16 protein-coding genes and 1 tRNA gene are annotated in these 16,507 nt (G+C 67.6%); 11 read left to right on the forward strand and 6 right to left on the reverse strand.

Features of this window, described 5'->3' with window-relative positions; all coding sequences use genetic code 11:
• The first annotated feature begins 4 nt into the window (after positions 1 to 4).
• From pgm to AC0B44_RS20295, 5 genes are all read left to right on the forward strand, one after another.
• Positions 5 to 1,633 (forward strand): phosphoglucomutase (alpha-D-glucose-1,6-bisphosphate-dependent), encoded by a 1,629-nt coding sequence (gene pgm / locus AC0B44_RS20275; RefSeq protein ID WP_471904563.1) that lies wholly within the window; start codon positions 5 to 7, stop codon positions 1,631 to 1,633.
• A 60-nt stretch (positions 1,634 to 1,693) separates the two neighbouring features.
• On the forward strand, positions 1,694 to 3,001 hold the full coding sequence (locus tag AC0B44_RS20280; RefSeq protein ID WP_471904564.1) for an MFS transporter: 1,308 nt from the start codon (positions 1,694 to 1,696) through the stop codon (positions 2,999 to 3,001).
• A gap of 10 nt (positions 3,002 to 3,011) precedes the next feature.
• Positions 3,012 to 3,500, forward strand: a complete 489-nt coding sequence (locus AC0B44_RS20285) for a MauE/DoxX family redox-associated membrane protein (RefSeq protein WP_471904565.1) — start codon at positions 3,012 to 3,014, stop codon at positions 3,498 to 3,500.
• Between the two features lie 36 nt (positions 3,501 to 3,536).
• Positions 3,537 to 4,283 carry a DsbA family protein gene (locus tag AC0B44_RS20290; RefSeq protein WP_471904566.1) on the forward strand — a complete coding sequence of 249 codons (747 nt, stop codon included), beginning with the start codon at positions 3,537 to 3,539 and terminating at the stop codon, positions 4,281 to 4,283.
• A gap of 139 nt (positions 4,284 to 4,422) precedes the next feature.
• Positions 4,423 to 4,495, forward strand: a tRNA-Ala gene (locus AC0B44_RS20295).
• Between the two features lie 301 nt (positions 4,496 to 4,796).
• Here AC0B44_RS20295 and AC0B44_RS20300 read toward each other — a convergent pair.
• A complete protein-coding gene (locus tag AC0B44_RS20300) occupies positions 4,797 to 6,428 on the reverse strand; it encodes a cutinase family protein (protein WP_471904567.1) in 1,632 nt (543 codons plus the stop codon).
• 366 nt (positions 6,429 to 6,794) lie between these two features.
• On the opposite strand from AC0B44_RS20300, the gene AC0B44_RS20305 reads away from it, so the two are divergent.
• The 4 genes from AC0B44_RS20305 to AC0B44_RS20320 all read left to right on the forward strand — a co-directional run bounded on the left by AC0B44_RS20305 (position 6,795) and on the right by AC0B44_RS20320 (position 9,858).
• Positions 6,795 to 6,965 carry a helix-hairpin-helix domain-containing protein gene (locus tag AC0B44_RS20305; protein WP_471904590.1) on the forward strand — a complete coding sequence of 57 codons (171 nt, stop codon included), beginning with the start codon at positions 6,795 to 6,797 and terminating at the stop codon, positions 6,963 to 6,965.
• 65 nt (positions 6,966 to 7,030) lie between these two features.
• Entirely contained in the window at positions 7,031 to 8,116 is a 1,086-nt protein-coding gene (locus AC0B44_RS20310; RefSeq protein ID WP_471904568.1) for an S-(hydroxymethyl)mycothiol dehydrogenase, read from the forward strand.
• The gene (locus AC0B44_RS20315) at positions 8,113 to 8,751 is read left to right on the forward strand and encodes an MBL fold metallo-hydrolase (RefSeq protein ID WP_471904569.1); all 639 of its coding nucleotides are present in this window, start codon (positions 8,113 to 8,115) and stop codon (positions 8,749 to 8,751) included. Before AC0B44_RS20310 ends, AC0B44_RS20315 begins: the two co-directional genes overlap by 4 nt.
• An 84-nt stretch (positions 8,752 to 8,835) precedes the next feature.
• Positions 8,836 to 9,858, forward strand: a complete 1,023-nt coding sequence (locus AC0B44_RS20320; protein ID WP_471904570.1) for a CobW family GTP-binding protein — start codon at positions 8,836 to 8,838, stop codon at positions 9,856 to 9,858.
• Between the two features lie 13 nt (positions 9,859 to 9,871).
• On the opposite strand, the gene AC0B44_RS20325 is transcribed toward AC0B44_RS20320, so the two are convergent.
• The 4 genes from AC0B44_RS20325 to AC0B44_RS20340 all read right to left on the reverse strand — a co-directional run bounded on the left by AC0B44_RS20325 (position 9,872) and on the right by AC0B44_RS20340 (position 14,165).
• Complete coding sequence (locus tag AC0B44_RS20325) at positions 9,872 to 11,299, reverse strand: DEAD/DEAH box helicase (RefSeq protein WP_471904571.1); 1,428 nt, start codon at positions 11,297 to 11,299, stop codon at positions 9,872 to 9,874.
• 226 nt (positions 11,300 to 11,525) lie between these two features.
• The gene (locus AC0B44_RS20330) at positions 11,526 to 11,993 is read right to left on the reverse strand and encodes a molybdenum cofactor biosynthesis protein MoaE (RefSeq protein ID WP_471904572.1); all 468 of its coding nucleotides are present in this window, start codon (positions 11,991 to 11,993) and stop codon (positions 11,526 to 11,528) included.
• Positions 11,986 to 12,975, reverse strand: coding sequence for a bifunctional molybdenum cofactor biosynthesis protein MoaC/MoaB (gene moaCB / locus AC0B44_RS20335; protein WP_471904573.1), 990 nt, complete (start codon positions 12,973 to 12,975; stop codon positions 11,986 to 11,988). Before moaCB ends, AC0B44_RS20330 begins: the two co-directional genes overlap by 8 nt.
• Complete coding sequence (locus AC0B44_RS20340; RefSeq protein ID WP_471904574.1) at positions 12,972 to 14,165, reverse strand: molybdopterin molybdotransferase MoeA; 1,194 nt, start codon at positions 14,163 to 14,165, stop codon at positions 12,972 to 12,974. The genes moaCB and AC0B44_RS20340 overlap by 4 nt, the downstream gene beginning before the upstream one ends.
• 131 nt (positions 14,166 to 14,296) lie before the next feature.
• On the opposite strand from AC0B44_RS20340, the gene moaA reads away from it, so the two are divergent.
• Both moaA and AC0B44_RS20350 read left to right on the forward strand, forming a co-directional pair.
• Entirely contained in the window at positions 14,297 to 15,355 is a 1,059-nt protein-coding gene (gene moaA / locus AC0B44_RS20345) for a GTP 3',8-cyclase MoaA (RefSeq protein WP_471904575.1), read from the forward strand.
• Positions 15,348 to 15,626, forward strand: a complete 279-nt coding sequence (locus AC0B44_RS20350) for a MoaD/ThiS family protein (protein WP_471904576.1) — start codon at positions 15,348 to 15,350, stop codon at positions 15,624 to 15,626. Before moaA ends, AC0B44_RS20350 begins: the two co-directional genes overlap by 8 nt.
• A gap of 18 nt (positions 15,627 to 15,644) precedes the next feature.
• On the opposite strand, the gene nadE is transcribed toward AC0B44_RS20350, so the two are convergent.
• Positions 15,645 to 16,484 (reverse strand): ammonia-dependent NAD(+) synthetase, encoded by an 840-nt coding sequence (gene nadE / locus AC0B44_RS20355; RefSeq protein ID WP_471904577.1) that lies wholly within the window; start codon positions 16,482 to 16,484, stop codon positions 15,645 to 15,647.
• Positions 16,485 to 16,507: the final 23 nt, after the last annotated feature.

Genomic DNA, 16,507 nt, shown 5'->3' on the forward strand with positions numbered 1-16,507 from the left:
TCTTATGGCGCACGAGCGAGCGGGACAGCGGGCGATTGCCGAGGATCTGGAAGACCTCGCGCACTTGGTCACTGCGTACTACACCGTGAAGCCGGATCCCGAAGACCCACTGCAGCAGGTGGTATTCGGTACGTCCGGGCATCGCGGCTCGAGCCTCGCCGGTGCGTTCAACGAAGACCACATCCTCGCGACGACGCAGGCGATCGTGGAATACCGGGCGGGTCAGGGCACCGGGGGACCGTTGTTCCTCGGCCGCGACACGCACGCCCTGTCCGAACCCGCGTGGGCGACCGCGCTCGAGGTGCTCGTCGCCAACGACGTCGAGGTCGTCGTCGACTCGCGTGAGCGATACACCCCGACGCCCGCGGTCAGCCACGCCATCCTTCGGCACAACGCGGGCGCGGGTCACCGCGCCGACGGGATCGTGGTCACGCCGTCCCACAATCCGCCGCGCGACGGCGGATTCAAGTACAACCCGCCGTCGGGAGGCCCCGCCGACAGCGACGCGACCTCGGTGATCGCCGCCCGCGCCAACGAACTGCTCGCCGCCGGCCTCGTCGGCGTGAAACGTGTGCCGGTCTCGGCGGCGCTCGCCGCGGCCGGACGATACGACTTCCTCGCCACCTACATCGACGACCTGCCCAACGTGGTGGACCTCGGTGCGGTTCGTGCCGCTGGACTGCGCATCGGAGCCGATCCCCTGGGCGGCGCGAGCGTCGACTACTGGGGTGAGATCGCCGAGCGGCACCATCTGGATCTCACCGTGGTGAACCCCCTGGTCGACGCGACCTGGCGGTTCATGACTCTCGACACCGACGGGAAGATCCGCATGGATTGCTCGTCGCCCAACGCGATGGCCTCCATGATCGAAGCGCGCAAGGACTTCGACCTCGCGACCGGAAACGACGCCGACGCGGACCGCCACGGCATCATCACGCCGGACGCCGGACTGCTCAACCCGAACCACTACCTCGCGGTGGCCATCGACTACCTGTTCCGCAACCGGCCGGGATGGTCTACCGAAAGCAAGGTGGGCAAGACCCTGGTGAGTTCGTCGATGATCGACCGGGTCGCCTCCGGGCTCGGCCGCCCCCTGCTGGAGGTTCCGGTGGGCTTCAAATGGTTCGTGCCGGGTCTGCTCGACGGGTCGCTGGGCTTCGGCGGCGAGGAGAGCGCCGGCGCGTCGTTCCTTCGGCACGACGGCTCGGTGTGGACCACCGACAAGGACGGCATCGTGCTCGCGCTGCTCGCCGCGGAGATCACGGCGGTCGCGGGTAAGAGCCCCTCGCAGTACTACGGCGACCTCACCGCCCGGTACGGCGACCCGTCGTACGCCCGGGTCGACGCACCGGCGACGCGGGAGCAGAAGGCCGTGCTCGCGAAGTTGTCGCCCGAGCAGGTCGACGCCACCGAACTGGCGGGCGAGCCCATCACCGCGACGCTGACCACCGCACCGGGCAACGGTGCTGCGATCGGTGGTCTCAAGGTCACCACCGAGAACGCCTGGTTCGCTGCCCGGCCGTCCGGTACCGAGGACGTCTACAAGATCTACGCGGAATCGTTCCGTGGACCCGAGCACCTCGCAGAGGTGCAACAGGCCGCGCGGGACCTGGTCTCGTCGGTCCTGTCCTGACGGGCTCGTACATCCGCGCCGCAAGCGCGGATCGTGCGCGTAGCTAACATTGTGGGCATCATGCGCACACGTGAGGCGGCGTTGCCGCGGGAGATCTGGGTCCTCGTCGCGGCGAGTTTCGTCATTGCCCTCGGCTTCGGGCTGGTGGCGCCGGCACTCCCACAGTTCGCACGCAGCTTCGACGTGGGAGTCACCGCCGCGTCCATCGTCATCTCGGCGTTCGCCGCGATGCGACTGGTGTTCGCGCCCTTCAGCGGACGGCTCGTCCAGAAGCTGGGGGAGCGGCCCGTCTACATCACGGGTCTGCTCATCGTGGCCCTGTCGACCGGGGCCTGCGCCTTCGCGGAAACCTATTGGCAGCTGCTCGTCTTCCGCGCGTTGGGCGGCATCGGGTCGACGATGTTCACGGTGTCGGCGCTGGGCCTTTTGGTGCGCATCGCGCCGCCCGACGCACGCGGCCGCGTGTCGGGTCTGTACGCCACCAGCTTCCTGCTCGGCAACATCTTCGGTCCCCTCGTCGGTGGTGCGCTCACCGGCCTCGGGCTCCGGGCACCGTTCCTGATCTACGCGGTGGCCCTGCTGATCGCTGCCGCCGTCGTTGGCGTGCGATTGCGCTCGTCGCACCTCGCGCAGCCCGGCAAGGGTGAAGAACTGCGGGTGATGGGGCTGCGCGAAGCGCTCGGTTCCCCTGTCTACCGTGCGGCGCTCGGTTCGAATTTCGCGAACGGGTGGGTCGTGTTCGGTGTCCGCGTCGCGATGGTGCCGCTGTTCGTCGTGGAAGCGCTCGAGCAGGGGGAGGCGTTCGCCGGCGTGGCACTGACCGCGTTCGCCGTGGGCAACGCTCTCGTCCTGATCCGATCCGGGCGCTGGTCCGACCGCTACGGGCGACGGCCCTTCGTGCTCGCCGGACTCCTGGTGTGCGGCGTCTCGACGATCGTGATGGGCCTGACGGAGAGTGTGGCGCTGTTCCTCGTCACGTCGTTCGTGGCCGGTATGGGGTCGGGGTTGTCGAACCCGTCCCAGCAGGCCGCGGTGGCCGATGTGGTGGGCAGCAAGGCACGCGGTGGCCCGGTACTCGCGACCTTCCAGATGACGGCGGACATCGGCACGGTGATCGGGCCGATCGTGGCGGGTCTGCTCGCCCAGCACCTGTCGTTCTCTGTTGCGTTCGCTGCCACCGGCATGATCATGCTGATCGCCGCGATTCCGTGGTTCTTCGCCGGACGCTCGAGTGACCGGGCACCCGCCGCCGACGACGTGAGCCAGGACGGGGCCGTGATCCCCGACAGCGCGGTGATCGACGGCGGCGGGATGAGCAACGACGGCGGCGTGAGCAACGACACTGGCAGCCGAGCACAGGATCGGTAGTGTCGAAACAGTGTGGATTCGTATCGTCTCGACGGTCGCGCGTCTAGGTCTCGCAGCCGTCTGGCTGGCGTCAGGGTGGGTCAAATTCTCCGACCCCACCCAGACAGTGGTAGCGGTACGGGCGTATCAAATTCTTCCGTCCGATCTGGTGCGGCCCTTCGCCGCGGTCTTCCCCGCGCTCGAACTCGCGCTGGGACTGTTGCTGCTGGTGGGTTTGGCGGTGCGACCGGCGGCGGTGGCGAGTGCAATAGGCCTGGTGCTGCTCATCGCGGCGATCGCGTCGGCGTGGGCGCGCGGCCTGTCCATCGACTGCGGGTGCTTCGGTGGCGGCGGTGTCGTCGCCGACGTGAGCGCCTGGGACTACCTCTCCGAGATTCTGCGCGACCTCGCGTTCCTCGCCGCGTCCGCCTGGCTCATGGTGTTCCCGCGGTCGCCTCTCGCCCTCGGCCCCGGTTCGCGGACGTTCTCAGTGCGCCCTCAGTCCACAGTGGCAGAGTGAACCCGGACATTCTCAGACGAACAAAGGGCAGATGTCGTGAATGCGAAGAAGGTCAAGTCGGCGAAGTACACCCCTGAGCCGACGTCGAACAAATTCACCTACATCCTCGGCGGTGTCGCTGTCGTGGTGATTGCGGCACTCGTCATCGGCGGTGTGCTGTTGACATCCGGCGGAACGGACGCGCGCAACGACGGGTACGGCACCGTGCAGAACGCGGCGGTGGAGGTGGCCAACGATGACGGGACGATTCTCCTCGGCCGGCCCGACGCCGCAGCGACCATCGATCTCTACGAAGATCCGATGTGCCCGTACTGCGCCGAACTCGAGCACAAGCACTCACAGGAACTCGCGGAGGCGATCGACAACGGAGACCTCGCCGTCCGTTACCACACCCTCGCCTTCCTCGATCGGCTGTCGAGCAGCGGCGACTACTCCACACGTGCCGTAGCGGCCGCGCAGTGCGTCGCGGAAAGCGGTGACGCGGTTGTGTTCTCGAAGTTCCACGACACGCTGCTCTCGCCGGATACGCAGCCGGCGGAAGGCGGCAACAGCGACCTCGACAATGCTGCGCTCGCGCAACTGGCTCGTGATGCGGGAGCGTCCGACGAGACCGTGCAGTGCATCACCGACGGAACCCGCGTGGAGCAGGCCGCGACCGATGCCGAGGCGGGTCGTCAGAAGCTCGCCACCACCGGCGCGACCGGCACTCCTGCCGTGATCTACAACGGCACCGTCATCGACGCGCTCGGCAACGAGAACTGGATCGCCGAACTCACGAACTAGCGGCACGGAGGCGGTGGGAGACCCCGGCAGCACGTCTCCCACCGTTCCGTCGTCTACCAGGCGATTTGTTGCCGACGAGCGCGATGGTGTAACTTTCTTTCAGCGCAAGGGGTTGCCCCCGGCGCAGAGAAATGGATACGGGGCTATGGCGCAGCTGGTAGCGCACCACACTGGCAGTGTGGGGGTCAGGGGTTCGAGTCCCCTTAGCTCCACGTAAATCGAAAACAAGAAATGCCCCGCCTGTCGGCGGGGCATTTTTGTGTCCGGACCCGACTCGGGCTCTCGCCCGCTGTGAACGTAGACCGGGCCACAACCTCGCCTGAGAGCCGATGGTGACGTCCTCGTCGCCCTGTCTCGGTTCGTACCGGACGTGCGCAGCAGCGGACGCACATCATGTCTACGCAGCTGTACGAAAAAACTCGGCGCCGGTCTCGCGCTCCGGCCGCGGCACTCATTTTCGAGGCCGGGGTCGAAGCTGCGAGAGCTGACGCCGAGTTCTGCCTTACGGGCCGGTCAAGAGACCGGCTGCGGTGACGGGGTCGTCGTAGGCGCAGTCGTGGTGGTCGGCGCGGTGGTGCCCGAGGGCTGTCCCGTCGTCGATTCACCCGTCGTGGGCTGGCCTGTGGTCGACTCGCCCGTCGCGGGATCCGGCACGACTACAGCATCGGTTCCCGGGGCCGGCGGAACGATCGGTGCCGTCTCGGTCGGTGCTGCCGGTGTGACGCTCGGTGCGGACACGCTCGGTGCGGGCGCGGAGGGTGCCGGAGCGGCCCCGTCCGCGGGGGTCTGCGTGGCAGTCTCGGTTCCCTGCGCGGGTGCGGGCGTCTCCGACGTCTCCGGGGTCTCCGACTTCTCGTCGGCCTCGGCTGCCGCCATCATCCGCATCGCCTTTGCTTCGGCGTCGCTGGACACGGGCTTACCCTGCTTGGCCTGCTCGGCCAGGTGGTTGAGCCACGCGGCCGCATAGTCGACGGTGCTGGTGCCCTTGCCGTCGATGTCGTCGTCCCAGTAGTCGAAGTGGTGACCGTAGTGGTCGTCGGTCTCCCGGTTGTAGCCGAAGGTCTGGTCGTACGGGTCGCTCATGATCACCGCGAGGGTGTTCTGATTGGTCCGGACGAAGCCGATGACCTCCTTGAGGAGCTTCTCCGGCAGGTACGCGAGGTTGGCCAGGCGGTCCGCCGGAATGGGCTCGGAACCGTCGGCTGCGACCGGCGTCGTCTTGGGCGCCTCGGGAACGTAGCCGGGCTCGGAAACCTTGATCAGAACATCGAGGAATGTCTCGTCCGACCGCATCCAGTTTTCGTCGGCGGAGATATCGGCGAGCGCGAGCAACGCGACCCGGCCGATGACCTGGGCGAGGTCGGCGCCCGTTGCGGGGGTCAGCCCTTCACGCTCGATGGCGTCACCGTTGACCTGACGGCCGAGGTTGACGAGCAGTTCGATCATGGAGATGTTCTCCGGCGTCGAGCACGCGAAGTCGCCTTCGGAACAGAAGGAGGCAACCTTGCCGTTCAGTTTGCCGAAATCACCGGCGGTTCCGGGCAGCACTCCGCCACCGGGAGCCGCGCCGCTGCCCGGCTCGTAGGGGCGGTCGAAGCCGTCGGGGTTGCTGGGATCCTCGGCGCCCGGGAAGAAGCCTCCGTCGACGCCGCGGCCGGCGTCGGAGAGAATGACGACTCCCGTGACCGCAGAGGGATCGCCGTTGGGCCAGGTGCCGTCCGGGTTCTGCTGCTGGTTGCCGATCTGCATCGCCGCACGCCGGGCGACATCCGCGCCTTCGCTGAAGCCCACGATGGCGAACTGTGTGTCGGGGCACGAGGCCTGGATCGCCTTCATCACCGTGATGGTGTTTTCGGCGCCCTTGGTCACGGCGTCTTCGTAGCTCGACAGGTCGGCGGGATACTCGACGTAGATCGCCGCGTAGCCGTTGTCCGCCTCGTGCTCCTTCAGCGGTGCGTTGATCACGGGATTGACCCACATGCTGCCGTACGCGCCCTGCTGCGCGGCGGGCAACTTGTTGCCCTTTTCGTCCACCAGCATCTTCGACTGGTCGCGCGGGGTGTCTCCACGCCCGCCGACGCCGATGCTGACCATGTCGTGGCAGTCGGTGGTCGAGGCCAAACCCGCGAGGGCGGGATCAGCCACAGTAGGCACGTTCGGTTGCGGCCACGCGATGGCAACTGCCGCCGCGACCCCGAGTGCGAGAGGCGCGAGCACGCCCGCGAAAATTCTGCCGCGTGCCGGCGACGATCCATTAGCCATGGGTTTTTCCAATCCGTTTCACCTGTCGGACATCCGGTGCGAGGATGCGGGCGGGGTCACATCACACGTCGTGCAAACGACTCCCGGCGTTACACCTCCGGCGTCTCGAACCCCGTGCGCGGAGACCCGGGCAGGTCTGCATGCCCGGCCTCTCCCTACCGCGCACGCATGTTCGGGACGTGCCGGACATGGGAAAGGAGAGGCGTGGACACTGCCGACGGCTCGTTCGGGACGGAGTTTCCGCAGGCGATGGGGAAGGTGTCGCGACGTGCACTCTCGGAGCGCGGATACACCCGATTTGAACACCTGACCTCGGTGACGCCGAAAGAACTGCTGACCATCCACGGTGTCGGACCGAAGGCGATCCGCATTCTCGGCGAGGAACTCGAGGCGAGGGGTCTGCGCTTCCGCGAGGCGTGACGAGGCAAGGCGATAGGGTCGATAACACCGACCGGCGCGAGCCACAGTACGAAGGAGACATCACCATGTCGCAGACAGTCCGCGGAGTAATCGCACGCGCGAAGGGAGCACCCGTCGAGGTAGTGCCCATCGTGATCCCCGATCCCGGACCCGGTGAGGCCGTCGTCGCGATCGCTGCGTGCGGTGTGTGCCACACCGATCTGCACTACCGCGAGGGCGGGATCAACGACGAGTTCCCCTTCCTGCTCGGCCACGAGGCCGCCGGCGTCGTCGAGGCGGTGGGCGAGGGCGTCGATTCGGTCGCGGTGGGCGACTTCGTCGTCCTCAACTGGCGTGCCGTGTGCGGACAGTGCCGGGCGTGTAAGCGCGGACAGCCCCAGTACTGCTTCTCGACCTTCAACGCGACGCAGAAGATGACCCTCGAGGACGGCACCGAGCTGACACCGGCATTGGGTATCGGCGCGTTCGCCGACAAGACCCTCGTGCACGCGGGTCAGTGCACCAAGGTCGATCCGAGCGCGGATCCCGCCGTCGTCGGTCTGCTCGGCTGCGGCGTGATGGCCGGCCTGGGCGCTGCGGTCAACACCGGCGGCGTCACTCGCGGTCAGTCCGTCGCAGTCATCGGGTGCGGTGGCGTCGGCGACGCAGCGATCATGGGTGCCCGGCTCGCCGGCGCCGGCAAGATCATCGCCGTCGACCGCGACGACAAGAAGCTCGAATGGGCCACCGACCTGGGAGCGACCCACACGATCAACTCCACGTCGACCGACGCGGTCGAGGCGATCAAGGAGATCACCGGCGGCTTCGGTGCCGACGTGGTGATCGACGCCGTGGGGCGGCCGGAGACCTACAAGCAGGCGTTCTATGCCCGCGACCTGGCCGGTACCGTCGTTCTCGTCGGCGTCCCGACGCCCGACATGACCCTCGAGATGCCGCTCGTCGACTTCTTCTCACACGGCGGATCGCTCAAGAGCTCCTGGTACGGAGACTGCCTGCCCGAACGCGACTTCCCGACCTACGTCGACCTGTACCAGCAGGGACGTCTGCCGCTCGAGAAGTTCGTCACCGAGCGCATCGGCATCGACGATGTCGAGAAGGCGTTCGAGACCATGCACCGCGGCGAGGTTCTCCGATCGGTGGTGATCCTGTGAGCCGCGTGTCGCCGATCCGGGTCGATCGCGTCGTCACCCACGGAACCTTCGCGCTCGACGGCGGTGAGTGGGAAGTCGACAACAACATCTGGCTCGTCGGCAACGACGACGAAGTGGTCGTGATCGATGCCGCGCACACCGCGCAGCCGATCATCGACGCCGTCGGCAACCGCAAGGTGGTCGCGATCGTCTGCACCCACGCGCACAACGATCACATCACCGTCGCACCCGAACTGTCGGAGAAGCTCGACGCGCCGATCCTCCTCAACCCCGCCGACGACATGCTCTGGGAGATGACCCACCCGGGCGTCGCCCACGGCACGATCGAGGACGGGCAACGGATCTCGGTGGCCGGCACCGATATCCAGACGATTGCGACACCGGGCCACTCACCGGGTTCGGTCTGCCTGTACCTGCCCGAAGCCGGCGAATTGTTCACCGGCGACACGTTGTTCTCGGGCGGCCCGGGTGCGACCGGGCGCTCCTTCTCGGACTTCCCGACGATCATCGGGTCGATCCGCGACAAGCTGTTCGCACTGCCCGCCGAGACCACGGTGCACACCGGGCACGGTGACGGCACCACGATCGGTACCGAATCTCCGCACCTCGAGGAGTGGATCAAGCGCGGTAACTGACGCCACTCCCGCGGGTGGTTCCGGAGCACGTCCGACCGGAACCACCCGCGGCGGCGTCTCCGCCCTCGCCGTTACCCTCACCGTATGGCGAAGAAGCAGATACCGGTGGTTGTCGTGGCCGGATTCCTCGGCGCTGGTAAGACGACCCTGCTCAACCATCTCCTGCGCAACACGCGCGGAGCGCGGATCGGTGTGATCGTCAACGACTTCGGCTCGGTCAACATCGACTCGATGATGGTTGCAGGCCAGGTCGACTCGATGGTGTCGCTGAGCAACGGATGCCTCTGCTGCGCAGTCGATGTCAGCGACATGGACGCGATGCTCGACCGTCTCGCGCACCGCTCGTCGGATCTCGACGTCATCGTCGTCGAAGCCAGCGGACTGGCAGAACCCCGCAACATGATCCGGCTCGTCGCGGGCTCCGAGAATCCCTTCGTCACCTACGGCGGCCTCGTGCTCGTCGTCGACGCGGTGGAGTTCGACCGGTCCAGGACGAAGCATCCCGAGATCGAACAGCACGTCGCGCTCGCAGACCTGGTGCTGCTCAACAAGACCGACCGGATCGACAGCGATGCACACGACGACCTGCTCGGTGCCGTGTGCAGCCTCAACCCCCGGGCCGCGGTGATCTCGACCGAACACGCGCGGATCGAACCCGCGTTGCTGTTCGACATCCCGGACCGGCCCGAGCCGCAACCGGGCGAGCAACTCACTCTCGACCAGTTGCTCTATTCGGACGACGACCATGACCACCCGCACCTGCACGACGCGTACGACGCGATCACATTCGAGACCCGGGATGCACTACACCCCCGCGTGCTGGTCGATTTTCTCGAGAACCAGCCCGCAGGGGTGTTTCGTATCAAAGGCTATGTGCGTGTCGCCGCAGGGCTACAGGTGAGTACCTACCTGCTGCACACGGTGGGCGATCACATCCGTTTCGAACCGGTGAGCCGCGGCGAGAGCGTCCCCGACTGCACCACGCTGGTGGTGATCGGAGCCGACCTCGACGCGGACGCCGTGCGCGAACGGTTGACGGGATGCATTGCGACCGAACCGGTGTCGGGCGACGCGATGTACGCCGTCCACCGGTTCACGCCGCGCTGAACCCGGCGGGAGATCAGCGCGGGGTAGCCGTGGGGCGCGTCGAGCGACGACGGCCGGTGGCAGCGGTTCCGCCGTGTCCGGTGGAGCGCTGTCCTGCCGAAGCGCCCTGGCGCGACGCGGAAGCAACACCCTGACGGGACGAAGAACCCTGGCGCGAGGAGCCGGCACCCTGACGTGCTGCGCCACCCTGCGACGGGGTGCGGCGACGTGCGCCACCGGCCCGCTGCGGACGCGACGAGCCTGCGGCCGGCGTCTGCACCGGCTTCGGCGCGACATAGGGCGCGATATCGCCGACGAGTGCGAGCACGTGCTCGGACTTCGCCGTCGACTTGATCGGTGTGACGTTGATCGCGGCCTTGCGCATGATCACGGCAAGATCCTTGCGCTGGTCCGGGAGGACGATGGTGACGACATCACCGGCGCTTCCGGCCCGAGCGGTACGACCCGAACGGTGCAGGTATGCCTTGTGCTCGGCCGGGGGATCGACGTGGACGACGAGTTCGACGTCGTCGACGTGCACACCGCGGGCTGCGACGTCGGTCGCCACGAGCACGCGGGCCTCACCCGAGGAGAACGCGGCGAGGTTGCGGTCGCGGGCGTTCTGCGACAGGTTGCCGTGCAGATCGACTGCGGGGATCCCCGAATCGGTGAGCTGCTTGGCCAGCTTGCGTGCCTGATGCTTGGTGCGCATGAACAGGATTCGGCGACCGTTGCCGGAAGCGAGGGTGCGGATCAGGTCCTTCTTCGCGTCGAGACCGGGCACGTCGAAGATGTGGTGGGTCATCGCTGCAACGGGGGAGTTGGCTTCATCCACCGAGTGCATGACCGGGTTGTGGAGGAAGCGCTTGACGAGCTTGTCGACTCCGTTGTCCAGGGTGGCCGAGAACAGCAGGCGCTGGCCGCTGGTCGGGGTCGCGTTCATGATGCGCGTGACGCCGGGGAGGAAGCCGAGATCGGCCATATGGTCGGCCTCGTCGAGCACGGTGACCTCGATCGCCTCGAGGGAGACGAACTTCTGACGCATGAGGTCTTCGAGGCGACCCGGGCAGGCGATGACGATGTCGACGCCGCGACGGAGTGCTTCGACCTGACGGCTCTGCGACACGCCACCGAAGATGGTGGTCACCCGCAGGCCCGACGCATGGGCGAGAGGCTCGACGACCGCTGCGATCTGCGTTGCGAGTTCGCGGGTCGGGGCAAGTACGAGACCGCGGGGGCGGCCGGGAGCGCGGGTGGCTCCACCGGCGAGGCGTGCGGTGAGGGGGATCGAGAAGGCAAGAGTCTTGCCGCTGCCCGTACGGCCCCGTCCGAGAACGTCGCGACCCGCGAGTGTGTCGGGGAGGGTGTCCACCTGGATGGGGAACGGGCTGGTGATTCCGGAGTCACTCAACGTAGCGACGAGAGGACGGGGGACACCAAGATCGGAAAAAGATGTGGTCATAGAACAGCGCTGCCTTTCACTGCGGCGTGTGTGCACTCGACGGGAAGTGTTCCCGTGGTGCTGACGTGATCGCCGCAAGGAAAGCCGGTGCGTGTGCAGAGAGCTGCAGTGTGCATGCGGGTCGGGCACGATCCCGATCCCGCCGGTATCCCACGACGGTGGGCGTCTTCGTGACACCCGAACCACATCACCCTACCGCACAGTCGGCACGGTACGACCGGTCCGGCTACAGCCCCACCCACTCGGTGACACCCTGCGTGAAGTGCTGGCGCTTCCAGATCGGCACCTCGTGTTTGATGCGTTCGACCAGTTCGGCGCACGTGGCGAAGGCTTCCGCGCGATGCGGCGCGGCGACGGCCGCGACGAGCGCGAGATCGCCGATCGTGAGATGTCCCACTCGGTGTACGGCCGCGACCGGGAGACCCGATTCGGCGGCCACTTCCTCGCAGCACCGACGCAGGAACGCCTCGGCGTCGGGGTGCGCCTGGTACTCGAGCGCACTCACGGACTGGCCGCCGTCGTGATTGCGCACCACACCGGTGAAAACCACCACGGCGCCGTGCCGGGGACCTGCCACCGCAGCGTCCACTACCGCAGTATCCAGCGGCTCCGCCGAAATCCGTGCCAGCAGTTCACTGTTGCCGCTGGTTTCGGGGATGCGCCCCGAGGTGTCGACGCCGTCTGTCTCACTCATGTGCTCCGCCTCCCGCGACCTGCGCCAACAGATGATCGAGGATCGGCTCGAGCGCAGCGAGTCCGTCCTTCACGCCACCGGGCGATCCCGGAAGGTTCACGACGACGGTGCGGCCCACGAGCCCGGCGACCCCCCGGGAGAGCACCGCGTGGGGCGTGACGTCGAGTCCCCGTCGCCGGATCGAGTCCGCGATCCCCGGTAGTTCGCGGTCCAGCACCGCGAGTGTCGCCTCGGGCGTGGCGTCGGTCGGCGATGCGCCGGTGCCTCCGGTGGTCACCACGAGCGCCGGTCCGCCACGGAGTGCGTCGGCAAGGCCTGCCGCGATCTGCGCATCGGCGTACACGAGCGGTCCGCGCACGGTGAATCCGCGCTCGCCCAGCCACTTCTCGATCAGCGGGCCGGTGCGGTCCTCGCGGGTGCCCGCGGCGACACCGGTGGACGCGACCACGACGACCGCGGAACGCTCCGCCGACTCGGGCTCGTCCGCCGCGGCGTCGGTGCGGGTGTCAGGGTCGTCGCGGTGCCAGCGGCCCCGCTTGCCGCCTTCCTTCGACAGGAGCCGCACGCCGTCGAGAACCGCAGCAGGATCTACTGCTTTGACCATGTCGTGCAAGGTGAGTCCCGCGACGGCGACCGCCGTGAGCGCTTCCATCTCGACTCCGGTCGGCCCTTTGGTCTTCGCGGTCGCTTCGATGGTGATCGCCGTGTCGGTGAAGCCGAAGTTCACCCTCACCGACGACAATGCAAGCTGGTGGCACAGGGGGATCAGTTCCCACGTTCGCTTGGCGGCGGCGATACCCGCGATGCGGGCGGTGGCGAGCACATCGGCCTTCGGCATGTCGTCGGCGCGCACGAGTGCCACGACTTCCGGCGTGGTGACGAGTCGGCCGGCGGCGAGTGCCGTGCGGGTGGTGTCCGCTTTCGCGGACACATCGACCATCCGGGCCCGGCCCTGGTCGTCGAGGTGGCTCAATTCGGTCACAGGGTCAGCACTTTCACGAGGTCTCCAGCTTCGAGTGAGACGGTGTCGGCGGGGATGTCGAGGAGAACGTCGGCGGCGGCGAGCCCGGCGACGAGGTGCGATCCGCGCCCGGCCGCAGGCATCACCGTGCGCCCGTCGAGGACACCGCGCAGGAACTGGCGCTTGCCGGGGATCGAGGTCAGATCCGTGGCGAGGGGCACCATTTCGGTCACTGCGGGCGGATATCCCGCCGCCTCCCGCAGCACCGGACGCGCGAAGACCTCGAACGAGACCAGCGCGCTGACGGGGTTGCCCGGGAAGGTCAGCACCGGAACACCCTCGACCACCGCGGATCCCTGTGGGCCGCCGGGCTGCATCGCAACCGAGACGAATTCCCCGCCCAGCGGTTCGAGCGTGTCCTTGACGACTTCGAAGTCACCCTTCGACACCCCGCCGGACGTGAAGATCACATCGGCGACCTTCGCGGCGTAGGCGAGCATCTCGGCGAATTCCTCGGGATCGTCGTGGCAGTGGTCGATCGACACGACGTCGGCTCCGTTGGCGGTGGCACTCGCCGCCAGCGCCGGCCCGTTGGAGTTGTAGATGTGTCCCGGGCCGAGCACGTCTCCCGCGGTCACCAGTTCGCTCCCGGTCGAGATCACGGCTACCCGGGGTCGCGCCCGGACCGGGATGTTCGTCAGCCCGACGGCGGCCAGCGCCGCGATGTGGCGGGCTGCGAGAACCGTGCCCTCCGACAGCAGACGGTCGCCCGTCCGGACGTCGCTGCCCGCTTCCCGCACGTAGGTTCCCGGCTCGGTGCCTCTGCCGATCGTCACCGTCCCGGCGTCCTCGTCGGCTGCGGTGTCCTCGACGGGTACGACGGCGTCGGCGCCATCCGGTAGCGGGGCGCCGGTCATGATCTTCAGCGCGTGTCCCGGAACGAGCGTCCCGGCGGTGTCCCCGGCCGCTACGACGCCCTGCACGGGCAGTGTCACGGGCGCATCGGGCACGGTGCTCGAGGCGACCGCGTACCCGTCCATCTGGGAGTTCCGGAACGGGGGAAGATCGAGCGGAGAGTGGATGGTCGCTGCAAGTATGCGATGCAGGGCGCGCGACAGTGGGACGGTCACGGTGGACCCGGAGCGGAGGGCCCCGAGTAGTTCCGCCACGTACCGCTCGTGTTCCTCCACGGACCGCTTGCCGCTCGTCATGTGGCTAATCCTAGGCACAATCGAGATCGTGTCCGCCCGAGTACCTGCGGACTGCCGGGCCCCTTCGGGGTGCTTCGGTGTTCACGGGCCGCCGCCAATGGGCATACTGGGCGCATGGTGGTTGTGACCGGATGACGGCAGTGAACGTAGGGATTCCGCTTGTACGTGGACGTGCCGACGACACGTCCGACCGTCCCGACGTGCCCGAATTGCTCGACCGTTTCGGGCGGGTCGCCCGCGATCTGCGCGTCTCGATCACGGAGAAATGCTCGCTGCGCTGCACCTATTGCATGCCGGAGGAGGGGCTTCCCGCCATCCCGCGGGAACAACTGCTCACCGTCGACGAAATCGTGCGCCTGGTCGGGATCGCGACCGGCAGACTCGGTGTTCGCGAGGTGCGGTTCACCGGCGGGGAACCTCTCGTGCGGCGGGACCTCGAAGAGATCATCGCGGGGTGCGCGAGTGTCGCGCCGGGTATCCCGCTTGCGATCACGACCAACGCGGTGGGCCTCGAGCACCGCGCGGATGCGCTCGCGCGGGCCGGCCTCGGTCGCGTCAACATCTCCCTCGACACGATCGACCGCGATCATTTCGCGAAACTGACCCGTCGAGATCGTCTCGAGTCCGTCCTGGCGGGCATCCGCGCCGCGAAGAACGCCGGTTTCGCGCGGGTGAAGGTCAATGCCGTACTCATGCCGGAAACCCTGCAGGGCGCCGCCGACCTGCTGGAGTTCTGTCTCGGCGAGCAGGTCGAACTGCGGTTCATCGAACAGATGCCGCTCGACGCAGACCACGAGTGGGCGCGATCGCGGATGGTGCCCGCGCAGGATCTGCTCGACGTGCTCGGAGCGCGTTTCACCCTCACCGAGACCGAGCGGGAAGATCCGTCCGCGCCGGCGGAACGCTGGCTCGTCGACGGTGGGCCCGCGACGGTGGGAATCATCGCGTCGGTGACCCGGTCCTTCTGCTCGGACTGCGACCGCACCCGCCTGACCGCGGAGGGCACGGTGCGATCCTGCCTGTTCAGCGACCAGGAGACGGACCTGCGGGCCGCGCTGCGCGGCGGTGCGACCGACGACGAACTGATGGACCTGTGGCGCGGAGCCATGTGGAACAAGTGGGCCGGGCACGGCATCGACGCGGCGGATTTCGCTCCGCCGCAACGCAGTATGGGAGCAATCGGTGGCTGATGTGGTGAACGGGATCGAGGTGCGGTACTTCGCCGCCGCAACCGACGCGTCCGGGTGCGAGAAGGAGACCGTCGCATTACCCGCCGGATCCGATCTCGGTGCTCTTCGCGCGGCGCTCGTGGAGCGGTACGGACCCGCGATGGAACGCGTGCTGTCGGTTGCCGCGTACCTCGTCGAGCCGGGAGACGGAGGAACGGGGGAACTCACCCGCGACCTGTCCCGCCCGGCGGGTGCCCGCGTCGACGTGCTGCCGCCGTTCGCCGGCGGCTGAGCACGACGGGCGGCTAGCTCACTTCCACCAGGTGTCGGACGGCGCCACCGGCATCACGCGCTTGTGGTGCGTCTCGAGGAACTTGCCTTCGAGGCGTTTCGCGAGATCGTCGGTGACGTCCTTGCCCTCGAGGTAGTCGTCGATCTCGCTGTACTTCATGCCCAGGGCCTCTTCGTCGGGCAGCGCCGGACGGTCGTCTTCGAGATCGGCGGTGGGGACCTTGCTCCAGGTGCTCTCCGGTGCTCCGAGTTCTCGCAGCAACGCAGCGCCCTGCCGCTTGGTGAGTCCGGCCAGCGGCGTGATGTCGACTCCGCCGTCCCCGTACTTGGTGTAGAAGCCGGTCACGGCCTCGGCGGCATGGTCGGTCCCGACCACGAGATGGCCCAGTTCGCCGGCGATCGCGTACTGGAGCATCATTCGCTCACGTGCCTTGATGTTTCCCCGGACGAAATCGCGGATGGTGCTGCCGTGTCCGGAGAGCTCGCCCAGCGCGCGTCCGGCTTCGGTCGCGGTGGCATCGGTTCCGGGCTTGATGTCTGCTCGCACGGTGTGATCCGGCTCGATGAATTCGAGTGCGATCTGTGCGTCGTGCTCGTCGGCCTGCCGGCTGTAGGGGAGGCGTACGGCGACGAATTCGGCGTCGCGTCCCTCGGCACGGAGCTTTTCCACGGCCAACTGGGCCAGTCGTCCGGCGAGCGTGCTGTCCTGGCCGCCACTGATGCCGAGCACGAAGCCCTTTGCCGGAGTGGAGGCCAGGTAGTCGGCGAGAAACTGTACTCGCGAATCGATCTCGCTCCGCGGATCGATGGAGGGCTTGACTCCGAGTTCTTCGATGATCCGATCGCGCAGGTTCGTCATTGACGCCACATTAGCGCCACCGG

The sequence above is a fragment of the Rhodococcus sp. NPDC019050 genome (assembly GCF_055664235.1).